16 protein-coding genes are annotated in these 18,168 nt (G+C 66.7%); 9 read left to right on the top strand and 7 right to left on the bottom strand.

Translation table 11 applies throughout. From position 1 onward, the window contains the following. Positions 1–20: 20 nt before the first annotated feature. The 4 genes from hemW to ntrC all read left to right on the top strand — a co-directional run bounded on the left by hemW (position 21) and on the right by ntrC (position 5,594). Complete coding sequence (gene hemW, locus IPU70_RS03905) at positions 21–1,241, top strand: radical SAM family heme chaperone HemW (protein ID WP_207465110.1); 1,221 nt, start codon at positions 21–23, stop codon at positions 1,239–1,241. A 184-nt stretch (positions 1,242–1,425) separates the two neighbouring features. Beyond that, positions 1,426–2,838, top strand: coding sequence for a type I glutamate--ammonia ligase (gene glnA / locus IPU70_RS03900; RefSeq protein ID WP_207465108.1), 1,413 nt, complete (start codon positions 1,426–1,428; stop codon positions 2,836–2,838). 183 nt (positions 2,839–3,021) lie between these two features. After that, positions 3,022–4,086 (top strand): nitrogen regulation protein NR(II), encoded by a 1,065-nt coding sequence (gene glnL / locus IPU70_RS03895; RefSeq protein WP_207465106.1) that lies wholly within the window; start codon positions 3,022–3,024, stop codon positions 4,084–4,086. Further along, positions 4,086–5,594 carry a nitrogen regulation protein NR(I) gene (ntrC, locus tag IPU70_RS03890; protein WP_207465104.1) on the top strand — a complete coding sequence of 503 codons (1,509 nt, stop codon included), beginning with the start codon at positions 4,086–4,088 and terminating at the stop codon, positions 5,592–5,594. Before glnL ends, ntrC begins: the two co-directional genes overlap by 1 nt. A gap of 10 nt (positions 5,595–5,604) precedes the next feature. Here the strand turns inward: ntrC and IPU70_RS03885 are convergent, their stop codons facing one another. Beyond that, positions 5,605–6,519 carry a LysR family transcriptional regulator gene (locus tag IPU70_RS03885; RefSeq protein ID WP_207465102.1) on the bottom strand — a complete coding sequence of 305 codons (915 nt, stop codon included), beginning with the start codon at positions 6,517–6,519 and terminating at the stop codon, positions 5,605–5,607. Between the two features lie 180 nt (positions 6,520–6,699). On the opposite strand from IPU70_RS03885, the gene IPU70_RS03880 reads away from it, so the two are divergent. From IPU70_RS03880 to IPU70_RS03870, 3 genes are all read left to right on the top strand, one after another. After that, on the top strand, positions 6,700–7,398 hold the full coding sequence (locus IPU70_RS03880; RefSeq protein ID WP_207465100.1) for a pirin family protein: 699 nt from the start codon (positions 6,700–6,702) through the stop codon (positions 7,396–7,398). A gap of 104 nt (positions 7,399–7,502) precedes the next feature. Beyond that, positions 7,503–8,408 (top strand): pirin family protein, encoded by a 906-nt coding sequence (locus tag IPU70_RS03875; protein WP_207465098.1) that lies wholly within the window; start codon positions 7,503–7,505, stop codon positions 8,406–8,408. 88 nt (positions 8,409–8,496) lie between these two features. Further along, positions 8,497–9,474 carry a tripartite tricarboxylate transporter substrate binding protein gene (locus tag IPU70_RS03870; protein WP_207465096.1) on the top strand — a complete coding sequence of 326 codons (978 nt, stop codon included), beginning with the start codon at positions 8,497–8,499 and terminating at the stop codon, positions 9,472–9,474. A gap of 15 nt (positions 9,475–9,489) precedes the next feature. Here IPU70_RS03870 and IPU70_RS03865 read toward each other — a convergent pair whose 3' ends face one another. From IPU70_RS03865 to IPU70_RS03855, 3 genes are all read right to left on the bottom strand, one after another. Beyond that, the gene (locus IPU70_RS03865) at positions 9,490–10,266 is read right to left on the bottom strand and encodes an ABC transporter ATP-binding protein (RefSeq protein ID WP_041655668.1); all 777 of its coding nucleotides are present in this window, start codon (positions 10,264–10,266) and stop codon (positions 9,490–9,492) included. Between the two features lie 5 nt (positions 10,267–10,271). After that, entirely contained in the window at positions 10,272–11,942 is a 1,671-nt protein-coding gene (locus IPU70_RS03860; protein WP_013393974.1) for an iron ABC transporter permease, read from the bottom strand. A gap of 145 nt (positions 11,943–12,087) precedes the next feature. After that, positions 12,088–13,131: a Fe(3+) ABC transporter substrate-binding protein gene (locus IPU70_RS03855; protein WP_207465094.1), complete on the bottom strand. Its 1,044-nt coding sequence runs from the start codon at positions 13,129–13,131 to the stop codon at positions 12,088–12,090. Between the two features lie 336 nt (positions 13,132–13,467). Here IPU70_RS03855 and IPU70_RS03850 point away from each other — a divergent pair, with 336 nt between their 5' ends. Further along, on the top strand, positions 13,468–14,244 hold the full coding sequence (locus tag IPU70_RS03850; RefSeq protein ID WP_013393972.1) for a ferredoxin--NADP reductase: 777 nt from the start codon (positions 13,468–13,470) through the stop codon (positions 14,242–14,244). A gap of 134 nt (positions 14,245–14,378) precedes the next feature. On the opposite strand, the gene IPU70_RS03845 is transcribed toward IPU70_RS03850, so the two are convergent. Genes IPU70_RS03845 through IPU70_RS03835 form a run of 3 tightly spaced genes read right to left on the bottom strand, consistent with a single transcriptional unit; the run spans position 14,379 to position 17,115 of the window. After that, entirely contained in the window at positions 14,379–15,341 is a 963-nt protein-coding gene (locus IPU70_RS03845; RefSeq protein ID WP_013393971.1) for a tripartite tricarboxylate transporter substrate binding protein, read from the bottom strand. A gap of 35 nt (positions 15,342–15,376) precedes the next feature. Beyond that, positions 15,377–15,760 carry a hypothetical protein gene (locus IPU70_RS03840; protein ID WP_207465092.1) on the bottom strand — a complete coding sequence of 128 codons (384 nt, stop codon included), beginning with the start codon at positions 15,758–15,760 and terminating at the stop codon, positions 15,377–15,379. Continuing rightward, positions 15,757–17,115: an acyclic terpene utilization AtuA family protein gene (locus tag IPU70_RS03835; protein ID WP_207465090.1), complete on the bottom strand. Its 1,359-nt coding sequence runs from the start codon at positions 17,113–17,115 to the stop codon at positions 15,757–15,759. The genes IPU70_RS03840 and IPU70_RS03835 overlap by 4 nt, the downstream gene beginning before the upstream one ends. A gap of 97 nt (positions 17,116–17,212) precedes the next feature. Here IPU70_RS03835 and IPU70_RS03830 point away from each other — a divergent pair, with 97 nt between their 5' ends. Further along, a complete protein-coding gene (locus IPU70_RS03830) occupies positions 17,213–18,112 on the top strand; it encodes a LysR family transcriptional regulator (RefSeq protein WP_207465088.1) in 900 nt (299 codons plus the stop codon). Positions 18,113–18,168: the final 56 nt, after the last annotated feature.

The following is an 18,168-nucleotide window of genomic DNA, read 5'->3' as shown; positions in this document are numbered from 1 at the left end:
GCCCGGTCCAGGAATTACGCATGTCCATCATCATTCCCATCCGCAACGATATGGGCGCGCAGCCGTCGCGCCTGAAGCTGCCGGCCGGCGCTACCCTGTCCAGCCTGCCGCCGCTGTCGGTCTACGTGCACGTGCCCTGGTGCGTGCGCAAATGCCCTTATTGCGACTTCAACTCGCATGCGGCGCCGGGTGAGATCCCCGAACGCGCCTATCTGGACGCCCTGCGTAGCGACCTGGAACAGGCGCTGCCTTCCATCTGGGGGCGGCAGGTGGTGTCGGTTTTCATCGGCGGGGGCACGCCCAGCCTGCTGTCGTCCGAGGGGTTGGATGAGCTCCTGGCGATGCTGCGCGCCTGTCTGAACTTATGGCCCGACGCCGAGATCACGATGGAAGCCAATCCCGGCACGGCCGAGGCGGGGCGCTTCCGCGACTACGCCGCCAGCGGCGTGACGCGGTTTTCGCTGGGCATCCAGAGTTTCGACGATGCGCAGCTGAAGAAGCTGGGCCGCATCCATGACAGCGCGCAGGCGAGGGCGGCGATCGAGATGGCGCAGCGCGCCGTCGCGCGCGTGAACCTGGACATGATGTTCGCCTTGCCTGGCCAGACGCTGGAGGCCTGTGTGGCCGACTTGCGGCAAGCCGTGGCCTTCGGCACCGAACATCTGTCGCTCTATCACCTGACGATGGAGCCCAATACCGTCTTCGCCAAGTTCCCGCCCGAGGACCTGCCCGACGACGACACCAGCGCCGCCATGCAGGACGCGGTGGAAGCCGAGCTGGCGGGCGCCGGCCTGGCCCGCTACGAAGTCTCGGCCTATGCCAAGCCCGGCGCGCGCTGCCGCCACAACCTGAATTACTGGGAGTTCGGCGACTACCTGGGCCTGGGCCCGGGCGCGCACGGCAAGCTGTCCTTCCATGACCGCATCCTGCGCGAGGCGCGGCTGCGCAGTCCGGACTCCTGGATGCAGGCGGCCATGGCGCGCGACGGCAGCCACGTTGCCGAAAGCCGCCAGGTCGGCCCGGACGAGCTGCCGTTCGAGTTCATGCTGAATGCCTTGCGCCTGAAGGACGGCGTCGCCGCCACCGCCTTCAACGAACGCACCGGCCTGTCGCTGGCCGCCATTGCGCACCAATTGGAGGCGGCCTCCAAGCGCGGCCTGCTGGACGCCGATCCCACCCGACTGCGGGCGACCCCGCTGGGCTGGCGATTCCTCAATGACCTGCAGGAAATGTTCCTGTAGCGTGCATGCACCATAGTGGGGCTTTCATGCCCCACTTTTTGCACCATTATGGTGCTACATTTTCCCCTGACCCAGCTGCCTTCCCCGGGGAATCCCGGGGGTAAAACCTGGCACGCTTATTGCTTTCTTCTTTTATGCCAGTCGACGGGCACAGCCCTCGACCTTTTTATCTAATGGAGATGACATGGCAAGCCCGAAAGATGTCCTGAAACAGATCGCCGACAACGAAGTCAAATTCGTGGATTTCCGCTTCACCGATACGGTTGGCCGTGAGCACCACGTGTCCGTGCCGATCAGCCAGATCGACGAAGACAAGCTGGAAAGCGGGCAGGCCTTCGACGGTTCGTCGATCCCGGGCTGGAAGGGCATCGAAGCCTCCGACATGCTGCTCATCCCCGATCTGTCCACCGGCAATCTGGATCCGTTCCGCGAAGAGCCGACCCTGATCCTGTCGTGCGACGTGGTCGAACCGTCCGATCTGAAGGGCTATGACCGCGACCCGCGCTCGCTGGCCAAGCGCGCCGAAGCCTACCTGAAGTCCTCCGGCCTGGGCGACACCGCCTACTTCGGTCCGGAACCCGAATTCTTCGTCTTCGACGGCGTGACCTGGAACAGCGACATGTCCGGCACTTTCGTCAAGATCAAGTCGGAAGAAGCGCCCTGGTCCTCGGGCCTGGAATTCGAAGGCGGCAACACTGGCCACCGTCCCACCGTCAAGGGCGGCTACTTCCCCGTGCCCCCGGTCGATTCCTTCCAGGACATGCGTTCGGAAATGTGCCTGCTGATGGAGCAGATGGGCGTGCCGGTCGAAGTGCACCACCATGAAGTGGCCGGCGCCGGCCAGCTCGAAATCGGCACCAAGTTCAGCACGCTGGTGCAGCGCGCCGACTGGACGCAGATCGTCAAGTACGTGATCCACAACGTGGCCCACGCCTACGGCAAGACCGCCACCTTCATGCCCAAGCCCATCGTCGGCGACAACGGCTCCGGCATGCACGTCCACCAGTCCATCTGGAAGGACGGCCAGAACCTGTTCGCGGGCAACGGCTACGCCGGCCTGTCGGAATTCGCGCTGTACTACATCGGCGGCATCATCAAGCACGCCCGCGCGCTGAATGCCATCACCAACCCCGGCACCAACTCGTACAAGCGCCTGGTTCCGCACTACGAAGCGCCGGTGAAGCTGGCCTACTCGGCCCGCAACCGTTCGGCCTCGATCCGCATTCCGTACGTCGGCAACCCCAAGGGCCGCCGCGTCGAAGCGCGTTTCCCGGACCCCCTGGCCAACCCGTACCTGGCCTTCTCGGCCCTGATGATGGCCGGCCTGGACGGCGTGCAGAACAAGATCCACCCCGGCGATCCCGCCGACAAGAACCTGTACGACCTGCCGCCGGAAGAAGACGCCAAGATCCCGACCGTCTGCGCCTCGCTGGAGCAGGCCCTGGAAGCCCTGGACAACGACCGCGAGTTCCTGACCCGCGGCGGCGTGTTCAGCAACGACATGCTCACCGCCTACATCGACCTGAAGATGGCCGATGTGAACCGCCTGCGCATGACGCCGCATCCGGTCGAGTTCGACATGTACTACAGCCTCTGATGGCTTGAGGCAGTAGCTGGAGGTGGCGCGATGCTGCAGGCAGAAACCAGGGCCCGCAGCACGCTCACCGCCAGATCGCGGTTCGACGTGCTACCCGCCAGGCGCTGCGCTTGGCGGGCAGGGCGCCGGCTTCCGGCGCGGCCGTCGCGTTCCGCCGTCCCCTCACATTCGGGTATGTAGAAAATGAATGTAGAAGCTCTCGATTTGCTAGCCACGTCCGTTTTCCTGGTCAACGCACGCGGTCATATCGAATACGCCAATGCGGCCGCCGAAGATCTGTTCGGCCGCTCGCGCAAGCAACTGGGCGGTCAATCCGCCGCCACGCTGTTCGACAGTCCGGAAAACATCCAATCCTCCATCGACCGCGCCGCCGCCGGACGCTATGCCGACGTCAGGCAACTGGCCTCGCTGCGCCGCGCCGCCGAATCCGTGGAAGTTTCCGTGACGACGGTCGGACTGACGGGCCAGCGCTGGCCCGTACTGATAGAAACCCGCGAGATCGAGCAACGCGTGCTGGCCGACCGCAACCACCGGCTGGTTGACGAGATCGAGGCCCACCGCGAACTGCTGCGCAATCTGGCGCATGAAGTCAAGAATCCCCTGGGCGGCCTGCGCGGCGCCGCGCAACTGCTCGAAGCCGAGCTGCCCAGCGCGGCCCTGGCCGAGTACACCCAGGTCATCATTTCCGAAGCCGACCGCCTGCAGGCGCTGGTGGACCGCCTGAGCGGCCCGCAGCGTGTGCCGTTGAACGCGCGGCCGGTCAATATCCATGAAATCTGCGAACGCGTCTGCGCGCTGATCCAGGCCGAGTTCCGCAACGACGTCACGCTGCTGCGCGACTACGACGCCTCGGTGCCAGACCTGAAGGGCGACGCCGCCCGCCTGATGCAGGCCGTCCTGAATGTGGCCCGCAATGCCGCGCAGGAACTGGTCGCGCGCCCGCAGGGGCCGCAGACCGAACCCGGCGTGATTACGCTGCGCACGCGCGTGGCGCGCCAGGTGATGCTGGCCCACCGGCAGCACCGCCTGGCGCTGGAGCTGTCCATCATGGACAACGGTCCCGGCGTGCCGGACCAGATCCGCGACCGCATTTTCCATCCGCTGGTCACGGCCCGCGCCGGAGGCACCGGCCTGGGCCTGAGCCTGGCGCAGGACTTCGTGCAGCAGCACGGCGGCATCATCGAATTTGAATCCCGGCCCGGCCGCACCGAGTTCCGCCTGGTCCTTCCGATGGAGCCCGCACTCTGATGAAACCCGTATGGATCGTCGACGATGACCAGGCCATCCGCTGGGTCCTGGAGAAAGCCCTGGCCCGCGCCGGGGTCCCTACCCGCAGCTTCTCCCAATCGGCCGACGTGCTGGACGCGCTGTCGCGCGACAAGCTGGCCGCGGAAGCGCCCGCCGCGCTGGTATCCGATATCCGCATGCCGGGCGGCAACGGCCTGGAACTGCTGCGCCAGCTGAAGGAACGTCATCCCGGCCTGCCCGTGATCGTGATGACCGCGTTCGCGGACCTGGACAGCACCGTGTCCGCCTTCCAGGGTGGGGCCTTCGATTATCTGGCCAAGCCGTTCGACGTGAACGAGGCGGTGGCGCTGATCCAGCGCGCCATGCAGGAGTCCGCCGAGCCGGAAGGGCCTGAAGGGCAGGGCGAGTCGGCGCAGAACAACGAGCGCTGGATGATGACGCAGTCCTCGTCCACCGCCATGCAGGAAGTGTTCCGGGCGATAGGCCGGCTGGCCCAATCCAAGGTCACCGTGCTGATCACGGGCGAATCCGGCACCGGCAAGGAGCTGGTGGCGCGCGCCCTGCATGGCCATGGCGTGCGCGCGGGCGGCCCCTTCGTGGCGCTGAACGCGGCGGCGATTCCGCGCGACCTGCTGGAGGCCGAGCTGTTCGGCCATGAGCGCGGCGCGTTTACGGGTGCCAACAATCTGCGCCGCGGCCGCTTCGAGGAAGCGCACGGCGGCACCCTGTTCCTGGACGAAATCGGCGACATGCCGATCGAATTGCAGACGCGCCTGTTGCGCGTGCTGGCCGAAGGCAGCTTCTACCGCGTCGGCGGGGCGCAGCCGGTGCGCGTCGACGTGCGCATCGTCGCCGCCACCCACCAGCCGTTGGAGCAGCGCGTGGAGCATGGCCTGTTCCGCGAGGACCTGTTCCATCGCCTGAACGTGATCCGGCTGCGCCTGCCGCCCTTGCGCGAGCGGGTCGAGGACATCCCGGCGCTGGCCGGCCACTTCCTGACGGCCAGCGCCCGCGCGCTGGGGGTGCCGGTCAAGCGTCTGACGCCGGAAGCCCTGGCCGTGCTGTCCAAGTTCGATTTTCCGGGCAACGTGCGCCAGCTGGAGAACTTCTGTCACTGGCTGACGGTGATGGCGCCCGGCCAGACGGTGGAGCGCGCCGACCTGCCGCCGGAAATCCGCGCCATGGAGCATCAGCAACAGCCGGCTCCGGCGCTTGCGCGGCCTGCCGCGCCCATGGCCGGCGTGGGTGCCGTGGTGCAGGCCGCGACGCCCGTGGGCGACGATTCTGCGCGCAACTGGCAGGATTCCCTGCTGCGCGACGCGCAGTACCGGCTGGAACGGGGCGAGCCCGCGGTCATGGCCACGCTGACGCGCCAGTTCGAGAAGATCCTGCTGCAAAGCGCGCTGGACGCCAGCCGTGGTCGTCGCGTGGAAGCGGCCAGCCGCCTGGGCATAGGCCGCAACACCATCACGCGCAAGCTGCGCGAACTGGGCATCGAGGACGAGTAGGGCGCGCGCCTTACCCCATCCCCAGCAGGCTCTCGCACAGGCGCGGCGACTTCAGTTTCTGCAGCCACCATTTCAAGGCTTCGCCGGGGGGCTCCGACCGCCAGGCGTAGGCCAGGTGCTCCGTCAGGGACATGCCTTCGTCGGTCTCGCATACCACCAGCAGTCCTTGCGCCAGATAGGGCGCGGCCAGCGTCAGCGGCAGGTAGCCGCAGCCCAGGCCGCGGACCTGGGCGTCTATCTTCGCTTGCATGGTGGGCATGACCAGCGTGGGCTGTTCGGCCAGGATGCCGCGCGTCTGCGGCGCCAGGTTGCGGGAGGTATCCGCCACCACTACCGCGCAGTAGCGCGTGATGTCCGCACGGCTCAGGGGCTGCGGCAGCGACGCCAGCGGATGGTGCGCCGCCACGCAGAAGCCGAATTGCGATTGCCCGATGGCTTGCGAGCGGTACGGGCCGGTAGGTTCGCCCGCGGCGCCCGCGCCGATGACCAGATCGGCCCGTCCGGAAGTCAACGCGTCCCAGTTGCCGCTCAGTACCTCGCTGGAAAAACGCAGCGTGGTGGCGCTGCCCAGCGCCTGGAATTCTTCGATCAGGTCGTATAGCGGGCGCCACGGCAGCACCGCGCTGACCGCGATGCGCAATTCCACTTCCCACCCCGTGGCGATGCGCTTGACGCGGCAGGCCAGGTCGTCCAGCGACTGCAGCACGTGGCGGCCGTCCTTCAGCAGCGTTTCGCCCGCCGGCGTCAACAGCGCGCGGTGCCCCGAGCGGTCGAACAGCAGCACGTCCAGCCCATCTTCCAGCTTGCGGATGGAGTAGGTCACCGCCGAGGGCACCTTGCCAAGTTCGCGGGCCGCCTTGGCAAAGCTGCCGTGGCGCGCGATGGCGTCCACCAGGATCAGCAGTTCTGGGGTGATGGCTTGCATGGATGTGCCTGAAACGAGTATTCAAAAAATTTGAATGGTTCCGTCAAAATATAGCGCCAAACAGGCGAAGGCGCACGCGCACAATATCACTCATGCCGGTAGTGCAGCGGCTTCCCTCCAAAAGGAGGTGACGAAAGGCAGGTTGCACAACCATTCACATTATTGAAACAGGAGTCCGCAATGCTTACCACTCGCCGCGCTGCTGAACGGGGTCACGCCAACCATGGATGGCTGGACTCGTTTCACACCTTTTCCTTCGCCAACTACTACGATCCGGCCCACATGGGCTTTGGCGCCCTGCGCGTGATCAATGACGACCGCATCGCGGCCGGCCGCGGCTTCGGCACGCACGGCCACCGCGACATGGAAATCATCACCTATGTGCTGGACGGCGCGATCGCCCACAAGGACAGCATGGGCAGCGGCTCGACCATCCAGCCCGGTAACGTGCAGCGCATGAGCGCCGGCCGCGGGGTGATGCACTCGGAGTTCAACCCGCTGTCGGACCGCGAAACGCACATGCTGCAGATCTGGATCGAGCCCGATGTGGCCGGCATCGCGCCGGAGTACGAAGAGCGCAGCTTCAGCGACGAGCAGAAGCGCGGCCGCCTGCAGGCCCTGGTGTCGCCGGATGGCGCTGACGGCTCGATGAAGATCCATCAGGACGCGCGGCTGTACGGCGGCCTGTTCGATGGCGACGAGTCCGCCGTGCTGGAACTGGCCGCTGGCCGCCGCGCCTGGGTGCACGTGGCTCGTGGCAGCGTGACGGTCAACGGCGTCGAGCTTTCGGCCGGCGATGCGCTGGCCATCACCGACGAGACCCGCGTGGAGCTCTCGGGCGGCAAGGATGCCGAAGTCCTGGTGTTCGACCTGGCGTAAAGCCCCTGGGCGGGCGGGCTGATGAAGCCCGCCCGCCGCTGTTTTTCCATGCAAGCGGCAGGCCTTAAGATGGCCATTGGCCCTACAACCTGGAGAGTCTGATCATGTCCATTTTGTCCGAAGCCGGCGAAAGCCAGATTGAAGCCGTCGTGGTGCCGCGCACCAGCGACCTGGGCGGCTTTTCCGTGCGCCGCGCCATCCCGTCCGCGCAGCGCCGCACCGTCGGACCGTTCGTCTTCCTGGATCACATGGGTCCAGTCGATTTCGCGCCCGGTTCCGGCATAGACGTGCGCCCGCACCCCCATATCGGCCTGTCCACCGTGACCTACCTGTACGAAGGGTCCATGGTGCACCGCGACGGCGCGGGCAATACCCAGACCATCCTGCCCGGCGAGGTCAACTGGATGACGGCCGGCCGCGGCATCGTGCACTCGGAACGTTCCTCGCCCGAAAGCCGCCAGGGCGCGCAGCGCCTCTGTGGCCTGCAGATCTGGGTGGGGCTGCCCAAGGAGCATGAAGAGACAGATCCGGGCTTCACCCACTACGGGCTGGACGCGCAGCCGGTCGTCGAAGGCGAGGGCGTGCGCGCCCAGGTGGTGGCGGGTTCGCTGTTCGGCAAGACGTCCTCGGTGAAGACGCTGTCGCCGCTGTTTTATGGCGACCTGCAATTGCAGGCCGGCGCGACCACGGTGCTGCCGGCCGAGCACGAAGAGCGCGCCGCCTATCTGGCGCAAGGCACGGTCGAGATCGACGGCCAGGAGTTCGAAAGCGGCCGCCTGGTCGTGTTCGCACCCGGCCGGCCCGTGCAGATCCGCGCCAAGACCGCGGCGCGCTTCGCCGTGATCGGCGGCGAACCCCTGGATGGCCCGCGCTTCGTGTGGTGGAACTTCGTTTCCAGCAACAAGGACCGCATCGAACAGGCCAAGCAGGACTGGCAACGCAACCGCTTCGACCAGATCGTGCCGGGCGACGAGACCGAGTACATCCCGCTGCCCGAACCGCGCGCCTGAAGTTGCACGCACACCGGCCGCGCTAGCGCGGCGCGGCCGGCGGTATGATGCGCCTCCCGACCCAACAACAAACCGGGATGGAGACATCATGCATCGCTATACATTCAACGCGCTGCGCGGCCTGGCCGCGCTGGCGCTGATCCAGGGCGCATCGGCCGCGCTTGCCGCCGGCTATCCGGCCAAGCCCATCACCTTCATCGTGCCTTACACGGCGGGCGGCACCACCGACCTGGTGGCGCGCACAGCCGGCCAGAAAGTGGCTGAAAAGCTGGGCCAGCCGGTCATCGTCGAGAACCGTCCCGGGGCGGGCGGCAATATCGGCATGGACGCGGTGGCCAAGGCTGCGCCCGACGGCTACACCATAGGCTTCGGCGCCATCTCGACCAATGCGCTGAATCCCTTCGTCTACCCGTCCATGCCGTTCGATCCCACCAAGGATTTCACGGGCGTCAGCATGCTGGGCGCGTCCACCGTGGTGCTGGAAGTCGGCCCGGCCTTGAAGGTCGACAGCGTCAAGGACCTGGTGGCCTACGCCAAGCAGCATCCGGGCACCTCGTTCGGCACGCCGGGTACCGGCACGTCCATGCATCTGGCCGGCGTGATGTTCGATCAACTGACCGGCGCCGGCATGCAGCACATCCCGTACAAGGGCAGCGCGCAGGGTCTGAACGACTTGCTGGGCGGCCATCTGCCGGTGATGTTCGACAATCTGCCGGCTTCCCTGCCGCACATCAAGGCGGGCAAGGTGCATGCGCTGGCGGTGACCGGCAGCAAGCGCGCGCCGGCCTTGCCGGACGTGCCGACGCTGGCCGAGCTGGGCTACGAAGCCGCCGCGGTCGATCCGTGGTTCGCGGTCTATGGCCCGGCGAAGATGCCGCCGGAGGTGACCCGTGCCCTGAGCGAAGCCTTCCAATGGGCGCTGGCCTTGCCGGAAGTGAAGACCAAGCTGGAGCAGGCCGGCTTCATGCCCTACGGTTCCACGCCGCAGGAAGTGGAACGCCTGACCCAAAGCCAGCACGAGGCCTTCAAGGCCTTGTCGCAGAAGGTGAAGCTGTCGGCCGACTGAGCGGCCGGCGCAGACTCAGCGGCCGCGGGCGTAGGCCTGCTCGCGCCGCTCTTCCAGCGCTTCGCGGCGGATGAAATCGCGCACGAAGTCGCTGGCGGGATGATGATGCAGGTTATAGGGCGTATCCCACTGCGCGATGCTGCCCTGGGACATGACGCCGATGCGGTCGGCGATGGCGAAGGCTTCGGCCTGGTTGTGCGTCACCAGGATGGCCGTGTGGCCGGTGGTCTTGAGGATGTCGCGCACTTCGAAGGCCAGGCGCTCGCGTGTGTCCACGTCCAGGTTCGAGAACGGCTCGTCCAGCAGCAGCAGGTCGGGCGAGGGCGCCAGCGCGCGCGCCAGCGCCACGCGCTGCTGCTGGCCGCCGGAAATCTCGTGGGGATAGCTGTTGGCGGCATGCGCCAGACCCACCAGTTCCAACATCTCTTCGACGCGGCGCGCGCGTTCCGGGCGCGCCAGCTTGCGCAGGCCGAAGGCCACGTTCAGCGCTACCGACAAGTGCGGAAACAGCGCATAGTCCTGGAACATCATGCCCACGCGGCGATGCTCGGGCGCCACCTGCACGGTGGGCGAGGAAATGACCGTGCCGTCCAGCAGGATGCGTCCGGCCCGCACCGGCTCAAAGCCGGCAATGGCGCGCAGCACCGTGGTCTTGCCGCAGCCGGATTCGCCCAGCAGGCAGCCGATATGGCCCACGGGCAGGCCCAGCGTCAGGTCCTGCACCACGGGCTTGAGTCCCGCCGGGGTGTCATAGGCGAGGGAAAGGTGATCGAGTTCTAACAGATCGGGCACGATGATCAATGTCCCATTTTCAGATTGGTGCGCGCCAGGAGTATGACGGGGAACAGGCCGGCCAGCACGATGGCCAGGGCCGCGACGGCGCCTTCTTCATAGGTGCCGCGGGCCGCTTCCGCGTATAGCCAGGTGGCGAGCGTGTCGAAATTCATGGGTCGCAGCAGCAGCGTCGCGGGTAGTTCCTTCATGGCGTCCACGAACACCAGCAGGGCGCTGGCCGCCAGCGCCGGGCGCAGGAGCGGCAGATGGACGCGGCGCAGCGTGCCGGCCGAACTTTCGCCCAACAGGCGCGAAGCCTGTTCCAGCGACGGCGGGATGCGGGCCAGGCCGGCTTCCAGCGCCCCGGTCGAAATCGCCAGGAAGCGGATCGCGTAGGCGCAGACCAGCGCGCCCATCGACCCCATCAGGAACAGGCCGGTGCCGCCGAATACCTTGGCGACGGCCGTATCGATCCAGACGAAGGGCGTGAGCAGGCCGATGGCCAGCACCGTGCCGGGCACCGCATAGCCCAGGCTGGCGATGCGCGCGCAGGCGCGGCCGGGGTTGAAACCCGAGCTTTCGCGCAGGGTGCGCCCGGCCCAGGCCACGATCAGGCCGCACAGCAGGGTGACGATGGTGGCGCTGAAGGCCACGATCAGCGTGTTGGAAAGTCCGTTGATCAATTGGTGCGACACGCCGCCCACCAGGTGCAGGCGTTTGTAGGTTTCCACGATCAGGTAGAGCGCAGGCGCGACGAAGCCCACCAGCACCGGGATCCACCCCAGCATTGCCGCAATGGCCCCGGCGGCGCCGCGCAGACGGCGCGGCTGCATAGGCCGCATGCGCTGCGTGTTGGCGTAGCGCTGGCGCTTGCGGCCATGGCGTTCCAGCAGGATCAGCCCGATCACGATCGCCAGCATGGTCAGCGCGATCTGGGCTGCGCCGGCCAGGTCGGAACGCGTGACCCAGGTGGTGTAGACCGACACGGTCAGCGTCTGCACGCCCAGGAATTCGGAGGCGCCGATATCGTTCAGCGTTTCCAGCAGCGCCAGGCTCACGCCCACCACGATGGCGGGCCGCGCCAGCGGCAAGGCCACGCGGAAGAACACGGCGACACGCCCGGCGCCCAGCGTGCGCGCCGCTTCCAGCAGGCTCGCGGCCTGCGTCATGAACATGACGCGGGTGCTCAGGTACACATAGGGATAGAGCACGAAGCCCAGCACGAAGATCGCGCCGTAGATCGAGCGCAGGTCCGGCAGGCGGAACTGGCGCGGGCTGTCGTAGCCCAGCACCGCGCGGATGCCGCTCTGTATGGGGCCTATCGGGTGCAGCAGGTCCAGATAGGCGAAGGCGATGATGTAGGTCGGCACCGCCAGCGGCAGCAAGAGCGCCCAGGTCAGCACGCGGCGGGTAGGGAAGTCGTAGGCGGTGACCAGCCAGGCCGCGCCCGTGCCCAGCAGGGTGACCAGCACGCCCACGCCGGCCAGCAGCACGGCGGTATTGGCCAGCGCCTGGGGCAGCACATAGTTGGCCAGATGCTGCCAGTGCGAGAGTTCGCCGCCCAGCGCCCACCAGCCCAGCGTCAGAACGGGGGCCAATACGGCCAGCGCGATCAGGGCGGCGCCGGCCAGCCAGCCGGCCCCGCGTTCAGTCCAGCGCAGACGCAGCGGCCGGGGCAAAGAATCAGTGTGCATGCTTCAAAGTCGATTGCATCAATGGCAAGGCCTGCTCCCTCCAAAAAAGGGAGCAGGCCCTACGCGCTGGCCGGGGCGCGGCCCGCGCGGGTGTCACTGCCACATGGCTGCGCCGCGCCGCAAGGCGTGGCGTTCCACGGGCTTATCAGTTGTCGAAACCGACCTTGTCCACCAGTTCGCTGGCTTGCTTGCGATGCTTGGCGATTTCGGCCAACGGCAGCGGGTCGACCTTCAGTTCGCCAAAGCTGGCGATCACGGGGTCCAGCTTCACGCCCTTGCGGACGGGGTACTCGTAGTTGGCCTGGGCGTACAGGGCCTGGGCGGGCTCGGACACCAGGAAGTCCAGCAGCTTGACCGCGTTGGCCTTGTTGGGCGCATGGGCGGCAACCGCCGCGCCGCTGACGTTCACGTGCGTGCCGCCGCTCTTGGCGTTGGCGAAGGTCGGGCGGATGACCTTGATGGCGTCGCCCCACTTGCGCGCGTCGGTGCCGGCTTCGGCATTCTTCATGTGACCGACGTAGTAGGCATTGGCCAGGCCGATGTCGCAGATGCCGCCCAGGATGTCGCGGGCCACGTCGCGGTCGCCGCCGGCGGCCTTGCGGGCCAGGTTGGCCTTGACGCCGCGCAGCCATTTTTCGGTGGCTTCGGCGCCGTCATGCGCGATCATGGAGGCGACCAGCGCGGTGTTGTAGGGATGCTGGCCCGAGCGGATGCAGACCTTGCCCTTCCACTTGGGATCGGCCAGGTCTTCGTAGCGGAAGGCTTCCAGCTTCAGGTCCTTTTCCACGTACAGCACGCGGTCGCGCAGCGACAGGGCGTACCACTTGCCATCGGCGCCGCGCAGGTTGGCGGGGATGACGGATTCCAGCGTTTGCGATTTGATCGACTGGGTCACGCCGCCGTCGACCAGGTCCAGCAGGTTGCCGATGTCCACGGTCATCAGCACGTCGGCGGGCGACTTGGCGCCTTCGGCCTTGACGCGTTCCAGCAGGCCGTCCTTGACGAAGACCGTGTTGACCTTGATGCCGCTTTCCTTGGTGAAAGCGTCCAGCAGCGGCTGGATCAGCTTGGGTTCCCGGGTGGTGTAGAGGCTGACTTCCTCGGCGGCGTTGGCCGACACGGTGAAGGCGGCGGCGCCGGCCAGCGCCAGGGCGCGCAGCAGCGAATTCAATTGGGGACGCTTGTTCATGAGGAGGTGCTCCGGCTAGGGCTGCAGCGGGTTTCCCGGGTGTCCAGGCTTCCCACCGCTCAAAACAGTCTGCTAACGAAAATGATTATCAAATGAGAACGCGACGATAACAGGAAGCAAAGCGGCGTTCAACTATTCGTAAGTCGGGCAGGCTGCAGCCTTGATCCCCATCAATACGGCATAAGCGTATTACGGAATAATGAGAGCAGTTATCATCGAGACCCTGTGGAATAGGGTCAACCCTAATGCCGGGCCGCGTCTTTTTTGCGGCACGGAATGACCCAGCGGCACAAGCCGGGCGCATTGCCCGGGGCGGTCGCCCTAATTTGATACGACATGGCTGCTTTCAACACTGAGCGCGTACTAAGCGTGCACCACTGGAACGACACCCTGTTTTCCTTTACCACGACGCGTGACTCGGCCTTGCGGTTCCACAATGGCCACTTCGTGATGATCGGACTGGAAGTTGAAGGCAAGCCCCTGCTGCGGGCCTACAGCATCGCCAGCGCCAACTATGAAGAGAACCTCGAGTTCCTCAGCATCAAGGTGCAGAACGGCCCGCTCACGTCGCGCCTGCAGCATCTGAAGGAAGGCGACACCATCCTGGTCAGCCGCAAGCCCGTGGGCACGCTGGTCGTCGACGACCTGAAGCCGGGCAAGCACCTGTTCCTGTTCGGCACGGGCACCGGCCTGGCTCCGTTCATGAGCATCATCAAGGACCCGGACATCTACGAACGCTTCGACAAGGTCATCCTGGTGCATGGCGTGCGCTGGGTCAGCGAGCTGGCCTATGCCGACTTCATCGAAAAAGAATTGCCGAATAACGAATTCTTCGGCGACGTGGTGCGCGACAAGCTCGTGTACTACCCGACGGTCACGCGCGAGCCGTTCCGCAACCAGGGCCGAATCACGGAACTGATGGAAAACGGCAAGCTGTGCGAAGACATCGGCATTCCGCAGATCAACCCGGAAACCGACCGCGCCATGATCTGCGGCAGCCCCCATATGCTGGCCGACATCAGCGCCATGCTGGACAAGCGCGGCTTCACCGTTTCGCCAGGCGTGGGCCAGCCGGGCGACTACGTGGTCGAGCGCGCATTCGTGGACAAATAAGTCCCGGCGCAGGCTCCAAACACAAAACCCATCGCAGCGATGCGATGGGTTTTGTGTTTTCTGGCGCTGCGCAACACCGTGGCGACGTTTCTGGCTGCGGCGCGTCGGTACATCATCACCTCGGAGCCTCCGGCCTATTCGGGCTGGATGCCGGCCTTCTTGATGATTTCGCCCCATTTCTTCGACTCGGCCTGCTGGAACTTCGCGAGTTCGTCCGGGGTGGAGCTGGCCACGTCCGTCCCCGTTTGCGCATAGAACTGCTTGGCCGGCGCGCTTGCGGTGGCCTTGACCAGCAGCTCGTTCAGGCGCTTGACGACATCCGGCGGCGTGCCGGCCGGCGCGTAGGCGGCGAACCAGTAACCCATTTCATAGCCCGGCACGCCGGCTTCGGCGATGGTGGGGACGTCCGGCGCCAGCGGCGAACGCGCCTGACCGGTGACGCCGAGCGCGCGCAGCTTGCCCGACTTGACCTGGGGCAGGCCGGTGGCGGTGTCGGTGATCATCATGTCGATCTGGCCGCCCAGCAGGTCGGTGACTGCCAGCGGGTTGCTCTTGTACGGCACGTGCAGCAGTTGCACGCCCGCCATCTGCTGCAGCAGTTCGCCGGCGATACGGCTGCTGGAACTGCCGCTGCCGAAGCTCAGCTTGCCGGGCGACTGCTTGGCCTGGGCCAGGAAGTCGCCGACGGTCTTGGCCTGCGAACTGGGATTGACCACCATGATCTGGCCGCCTTTGCCCAACAAGGTCAGCGGTGCGTAGTCCTTGACCGGGTCGTAGGTCAGCGTCTTGTAGAGGTGTTCGTTGGCGGCGTGCGTGGTGTTGGTGGTGATCAGCACCGTGTAGCCGTCGGGCGCCGCGCGGGCGCCGGCGGCGGCGCCTATCATCGCGCTGGCGCCGGGCTTGTTCTCGATCACGACGGCCTGGCCGGTCTGTTCGGTGACGCCCTGGCCGATGGCACGGCCGATCTGGTCGGTGGCACTGCCCGCCGCGAACGGCACGATGAAGGTAATGGGCTTGGCGGGGAACTGGGCCATGGCGCTCAAGGGCAGGGCGGCGGCCAGCAGCAAGGCCAGCCGGCCTTTGGTAGCGATGCGCATATGTGTCTCCTGTGGGATTTTTATAGGAATTGAAATCAGGCGGCCGCGGGGCGGTCGCCGGGTATGTCTGGCAGCCGGCCGGCCAGCGCCGGGCTGACCTCGACCGTCATGTCCAGCAATCTGAAGGACAGGCTCTTGCCGTGCGTGTCCAGGTTGAGGGCATCGTTGACGCCGCCGTCCAGTACGCCTTCCAGCACGAAGTTCATGGCATGCAGCGTGGGCAGCGTGTAGCGCGTGACGCGCCGGGGATGGCGGTAGGCGAACCAGGCCGCGACGCGGGCTTCGGTGACCTGCGCGGCCAGCGCCTCATAGCATTCCGGGTCCCAGGCGATCAGGCTCAGGTTGGAGATGTCGCCCTTGTCGCCGGAGCGGCTGTGCGCCAGGCGGTACAAGGGGACCGCGATCAGCGGCGGATTCATTGCGAGGCTTCCTCCAGGAAGGTCCAGCCGCTGGGCACGGCGTCGCGCGGCAGGGTGCAGGACATCATGTTCAGGCGCGGGCGCAGCGCGGTGCGCACGCCGCCGCCGCCGGCCGGGCCGCAGGTATAGAGCGCGTTTACTTCGCGCAGCACGCTCTCGGCCAGCTTGCGGTCGCCGTGTTCGGCGGCGATGCGCAGGCGCACGTCGCGCCCATGACCGTCGGGCAGGCTGGACAGCATTTCGCCGGCATCGTCGCCGAGGATGCTGATGGCGCCGATCAGGTCGGCGCGCAGGCGCAGGCCCGGATCCAGACGCTTGCGCACGATCTCGGCCGCCAGGCGCGCGCGCGCCTCGGCCTGCACGCCGGCATAGGAGATCTCGGCCTCGGCCAGCCAGCCGCCGTGGTAGCAGACATTGACCTTGAGTTCATCGGGACGCGCATGGCCGGTGATGCCGCGCAGCGCCACCCGGTCGCCGCCCAGCTCCGCCACTTCGGCGCGGCTCAGGTCGGCGACGACGTCCGGCGTCAGGTAGCGCGCGGGGTCGTGCACTTCGTACAGCAGTTGTTCCTTGACCGTGCGCGCGTCGACCATGCCGCCGGTGCCGTCCGCCTTGCCGATCACGAATTGGCCGTCGGCATGGATTTCGGCGATGGGAAAGCCTGCGGCATGCACGTCCGGCACGTCCTTGAGGCCCGGCACGCAGAAGTAGCCACCGGTGACCTGCAAGCCGCATTCCAGCATATGGCCGGCCATGGTGGCGCGGCCCAGGCGCGGCCAATCGTCCATGGCCCAGCCGAAGTGGGCCAGCGCCGGTCCCAATGTCAGGGAGGGGTCGGACACGCGGCCCGCCACCACGACCTGTGCGCCCGCTGCCAGCGCTTGCGCGATCTCGGCGGCGCCCAGGTAGGCAGTGGCGCTGACCACGTCCAAACCGTCCAGCGCGCCGCCCAGGCGTTGACGCAGCAATTCCCGCTGCGCATCGCTGGTGAGCGCATCGCCGTGCACCACGGCGATGCGTGGCGCCGGCAAGCCTTGCTGCCGGGCGAGCGCGGCAATGCGTCGGGCCGCGGCGGCGGGGTTGGCCGCGCCGAAGTTGCCGACGATGCTGATGCCGTGGCGCAGGCAGTCGCCCAGCACGGGTCCGACCAGTTCGTCCAGCAAGGGCTCGTAGCCGCGCTCCGGGTCTGCGTTGCGCGCCAACTGGGCCAGCGCCAGCGTGCGTTCGGCCAGCGTTTCGTAGATCAGCACGCCGCCGCCTCGGGCGATCAGGGTGCGCACCACGGCGGCGGCGCCGTCGCTGCGGTCACCGGAAAAGCCGGAGGCGCAGCCTATGTAGAGGGGGGAGAGTGGCATACGGAAGCGGTGCTGGATCAAGGTGTCTGAGCTCACTATAGGCATCCGCCGCTAATCAGTAAAATAGAAAGATCGGATCAATTCATAGAGAAAAGCCATGAATCTGTCTGCCCGGCAATTGCGCGCCTTCGTGGCCCTGGCCGAAGAAAAGCACTTCACCCGGGCGGCCCAGCGATGCCACCTGACGCAACCGGCCTTCAGCGCCTTGATCCGCCAGCTGGAGGACAGTGCGGGCATGCGCCTGTTCGACCGCAACACGCGCCATGTGGAGCTGACGGTGGAAGGCCAGGTGCTGGACGCGACGGCGCGCAGGCTGCTGGCCGACATGGATCTGGTCATGGAAGACTTGCGCGACCATGCGGCCAGGCGCCGCGGGCGGGTGGCCCTGGCGGCCTTGCCCTCGCTCGCCGCGGGTTGGCTGCCGGGGCTATTGGCGCGTTTTCGTGCGTCCTATCCCGGGATCACGGTGGACCTGCGCGATGCGTTGCTGGACCCTTGCCTGGACCTGGTGCAAGCAGGGCAGGTCGATTTCGCCGTGGCTTCGCGGCGGCCGGACATGAACGAGCTGGACAGCGAGTTCCTGCATGCGGACCGCTACTTCCTGGTCTGCCGCGCCGACCATCCGCTGGCAAGCGCGGGCAAGGCCCGGCTGCGCGACATCCTGCGCTATCCCATGATCCAGCTGGCGCGGGGCAGCAGCGTGCGCAAACATCTTGATGCCGCCCTCGGCGCCGATGCGCCGGCCCCGGTCTTTGAGGTGGAGCACCTGGCGACCGCCACTGGACTGGTGCGCGCCGGCCTGGGCATCTCGGTGGTGCCGGCGATGACGCTGTTCCATTTCGGCGGCGCCGACCTGCGCATCGTGCCGCTGGCTGGCAAAGCCCTGACCCGGCCGCTCTACCTGGTGCGGCGCAAGGGCCGCACGCTGTCGGTCGCGGCGCAGGCCCTGTATGACCTGCTGCGGGAGCATCGGGGGGATATCGATAACCCACCCTAAGGCGTTCAGCCACTTTCGCAAAAGTCTATTGCTGGATAAACTTCGATAGTTGTAGC

It is taken from the genome of Achromobacter sp. SD115 (genome assembly GCF_017355315.1).
GTDB classification, from domain to species: domain Bacteria; phylum Pseudomonadota; class Gammaproteobacteria; order Burkholderiales; family Burkholderiaceae_B; genus Achromobacter; species Achromobacter xylosoxidans_B.
Note: the sequence above shows the minus strand (reverse complement) of the source record. Positions and strands in the feature narration are given on the sequence as shown.

Coding starts and splice junctions, on each gene's coding strand:
- IPU70_RS03860 (WP_013393974.1), bottom strand. CDS start 11,942: ATGCACACTGATTCTTTGCCCCGGCCGCTGCGTCTGCGCTGGACTGAA.
- glnL (WP_207465106.1), top strand. CDS start 3,022: ATGAATGTAGAAGCTCTCGATTTGCTAGCCACGTCCGTTTTCCTGGTC.
- IPU70_RS03850 (WP_013393972.1), top strand. CDS start 13,468: ATGGCTGCTTTCAACACTGAGCGCGTACTAAGCGTGCACCACTGGAAC.
- IPU70_RS03870 (WP_207465096.1), top strand. CDS start 8,497: ATGCATCGCTATACATTCAACGCGCTGCGCGGCCTGGCCGCGCTGGCG.
- ntrC (WP_207465104.1), top strand. CDS start 4,086: ATGAAACCCGTATGGATCGTCGACGATGACCAGGCCATCCGCTGGGTC.
- IPU70_RS03885 (WP_207465102.1), bottom strand. CDS start 6,519: ATGCAAGCCATCACCCCAGAACTGCTGATCCTGGTGGACGCCATCGCG.
- IPU70_RS03880 (WP_207465100.1), top strand. CDS start 6,700: ATGCTTACCACTCGCCGCGCTGCTGAACGGGGTCACGCCAACCATGGA.
- IPU70_RS03840 (WP_207465092.1), bottom strand. CDS start 15,760: ATGAATCCGCCGCTGATCGCGGTCCCCTTGTACCGCCTGGCGCACAGC.
- hemW (WP_207465110.1), top strand. CDS start 21: ATGTCCATCATCATTCCCATCCGCAACGATATGGGCGCGCAGCCGTCG.
- IPU70_RS03855 (WP_207465094.1), bottom strand. CDS start 13,131: ATGAACAAGCGTCCCCAATTGAATTCGCTGCTGCGCGCCCTGGCGCTG.
- IPU70_RS03835 (WP_207465090.1), bottom strand. CDS start 17,115: ATGCCACTCTCCCCCCTCTACATAGGCTGCGCCTCCGGCTTTTCCGGT.
- IPU70_RS03845 (WP_013393971.1), bottom strand. CDS start 15,341: ATGCGCATCGCTACCAAAGGCCGGCTGGCCTTGCTGCTGGCCGCCGCC.
- IPU70_RS03830 (WP_207465088.1), top strand. CDS start 17,213: ATGAATCTGTCTGCCCGGCAATTGCGCGCCTTCGTGGCCCTGGCCGAA.
- IPU70_RS03875 (WP_207465098.1), top strand. CDS start 7,503: ATGTCCATTTTGTCCGAAGCCGGCGAAAGCCAGATTGAAGCCGTCGTG.
- glnA (WP_207465108.1), top strand. CDS start 1,426: ATGGCAAGCCCGAAAGATGTCCTGAAACAGATCGCCGACAACGAAGTC.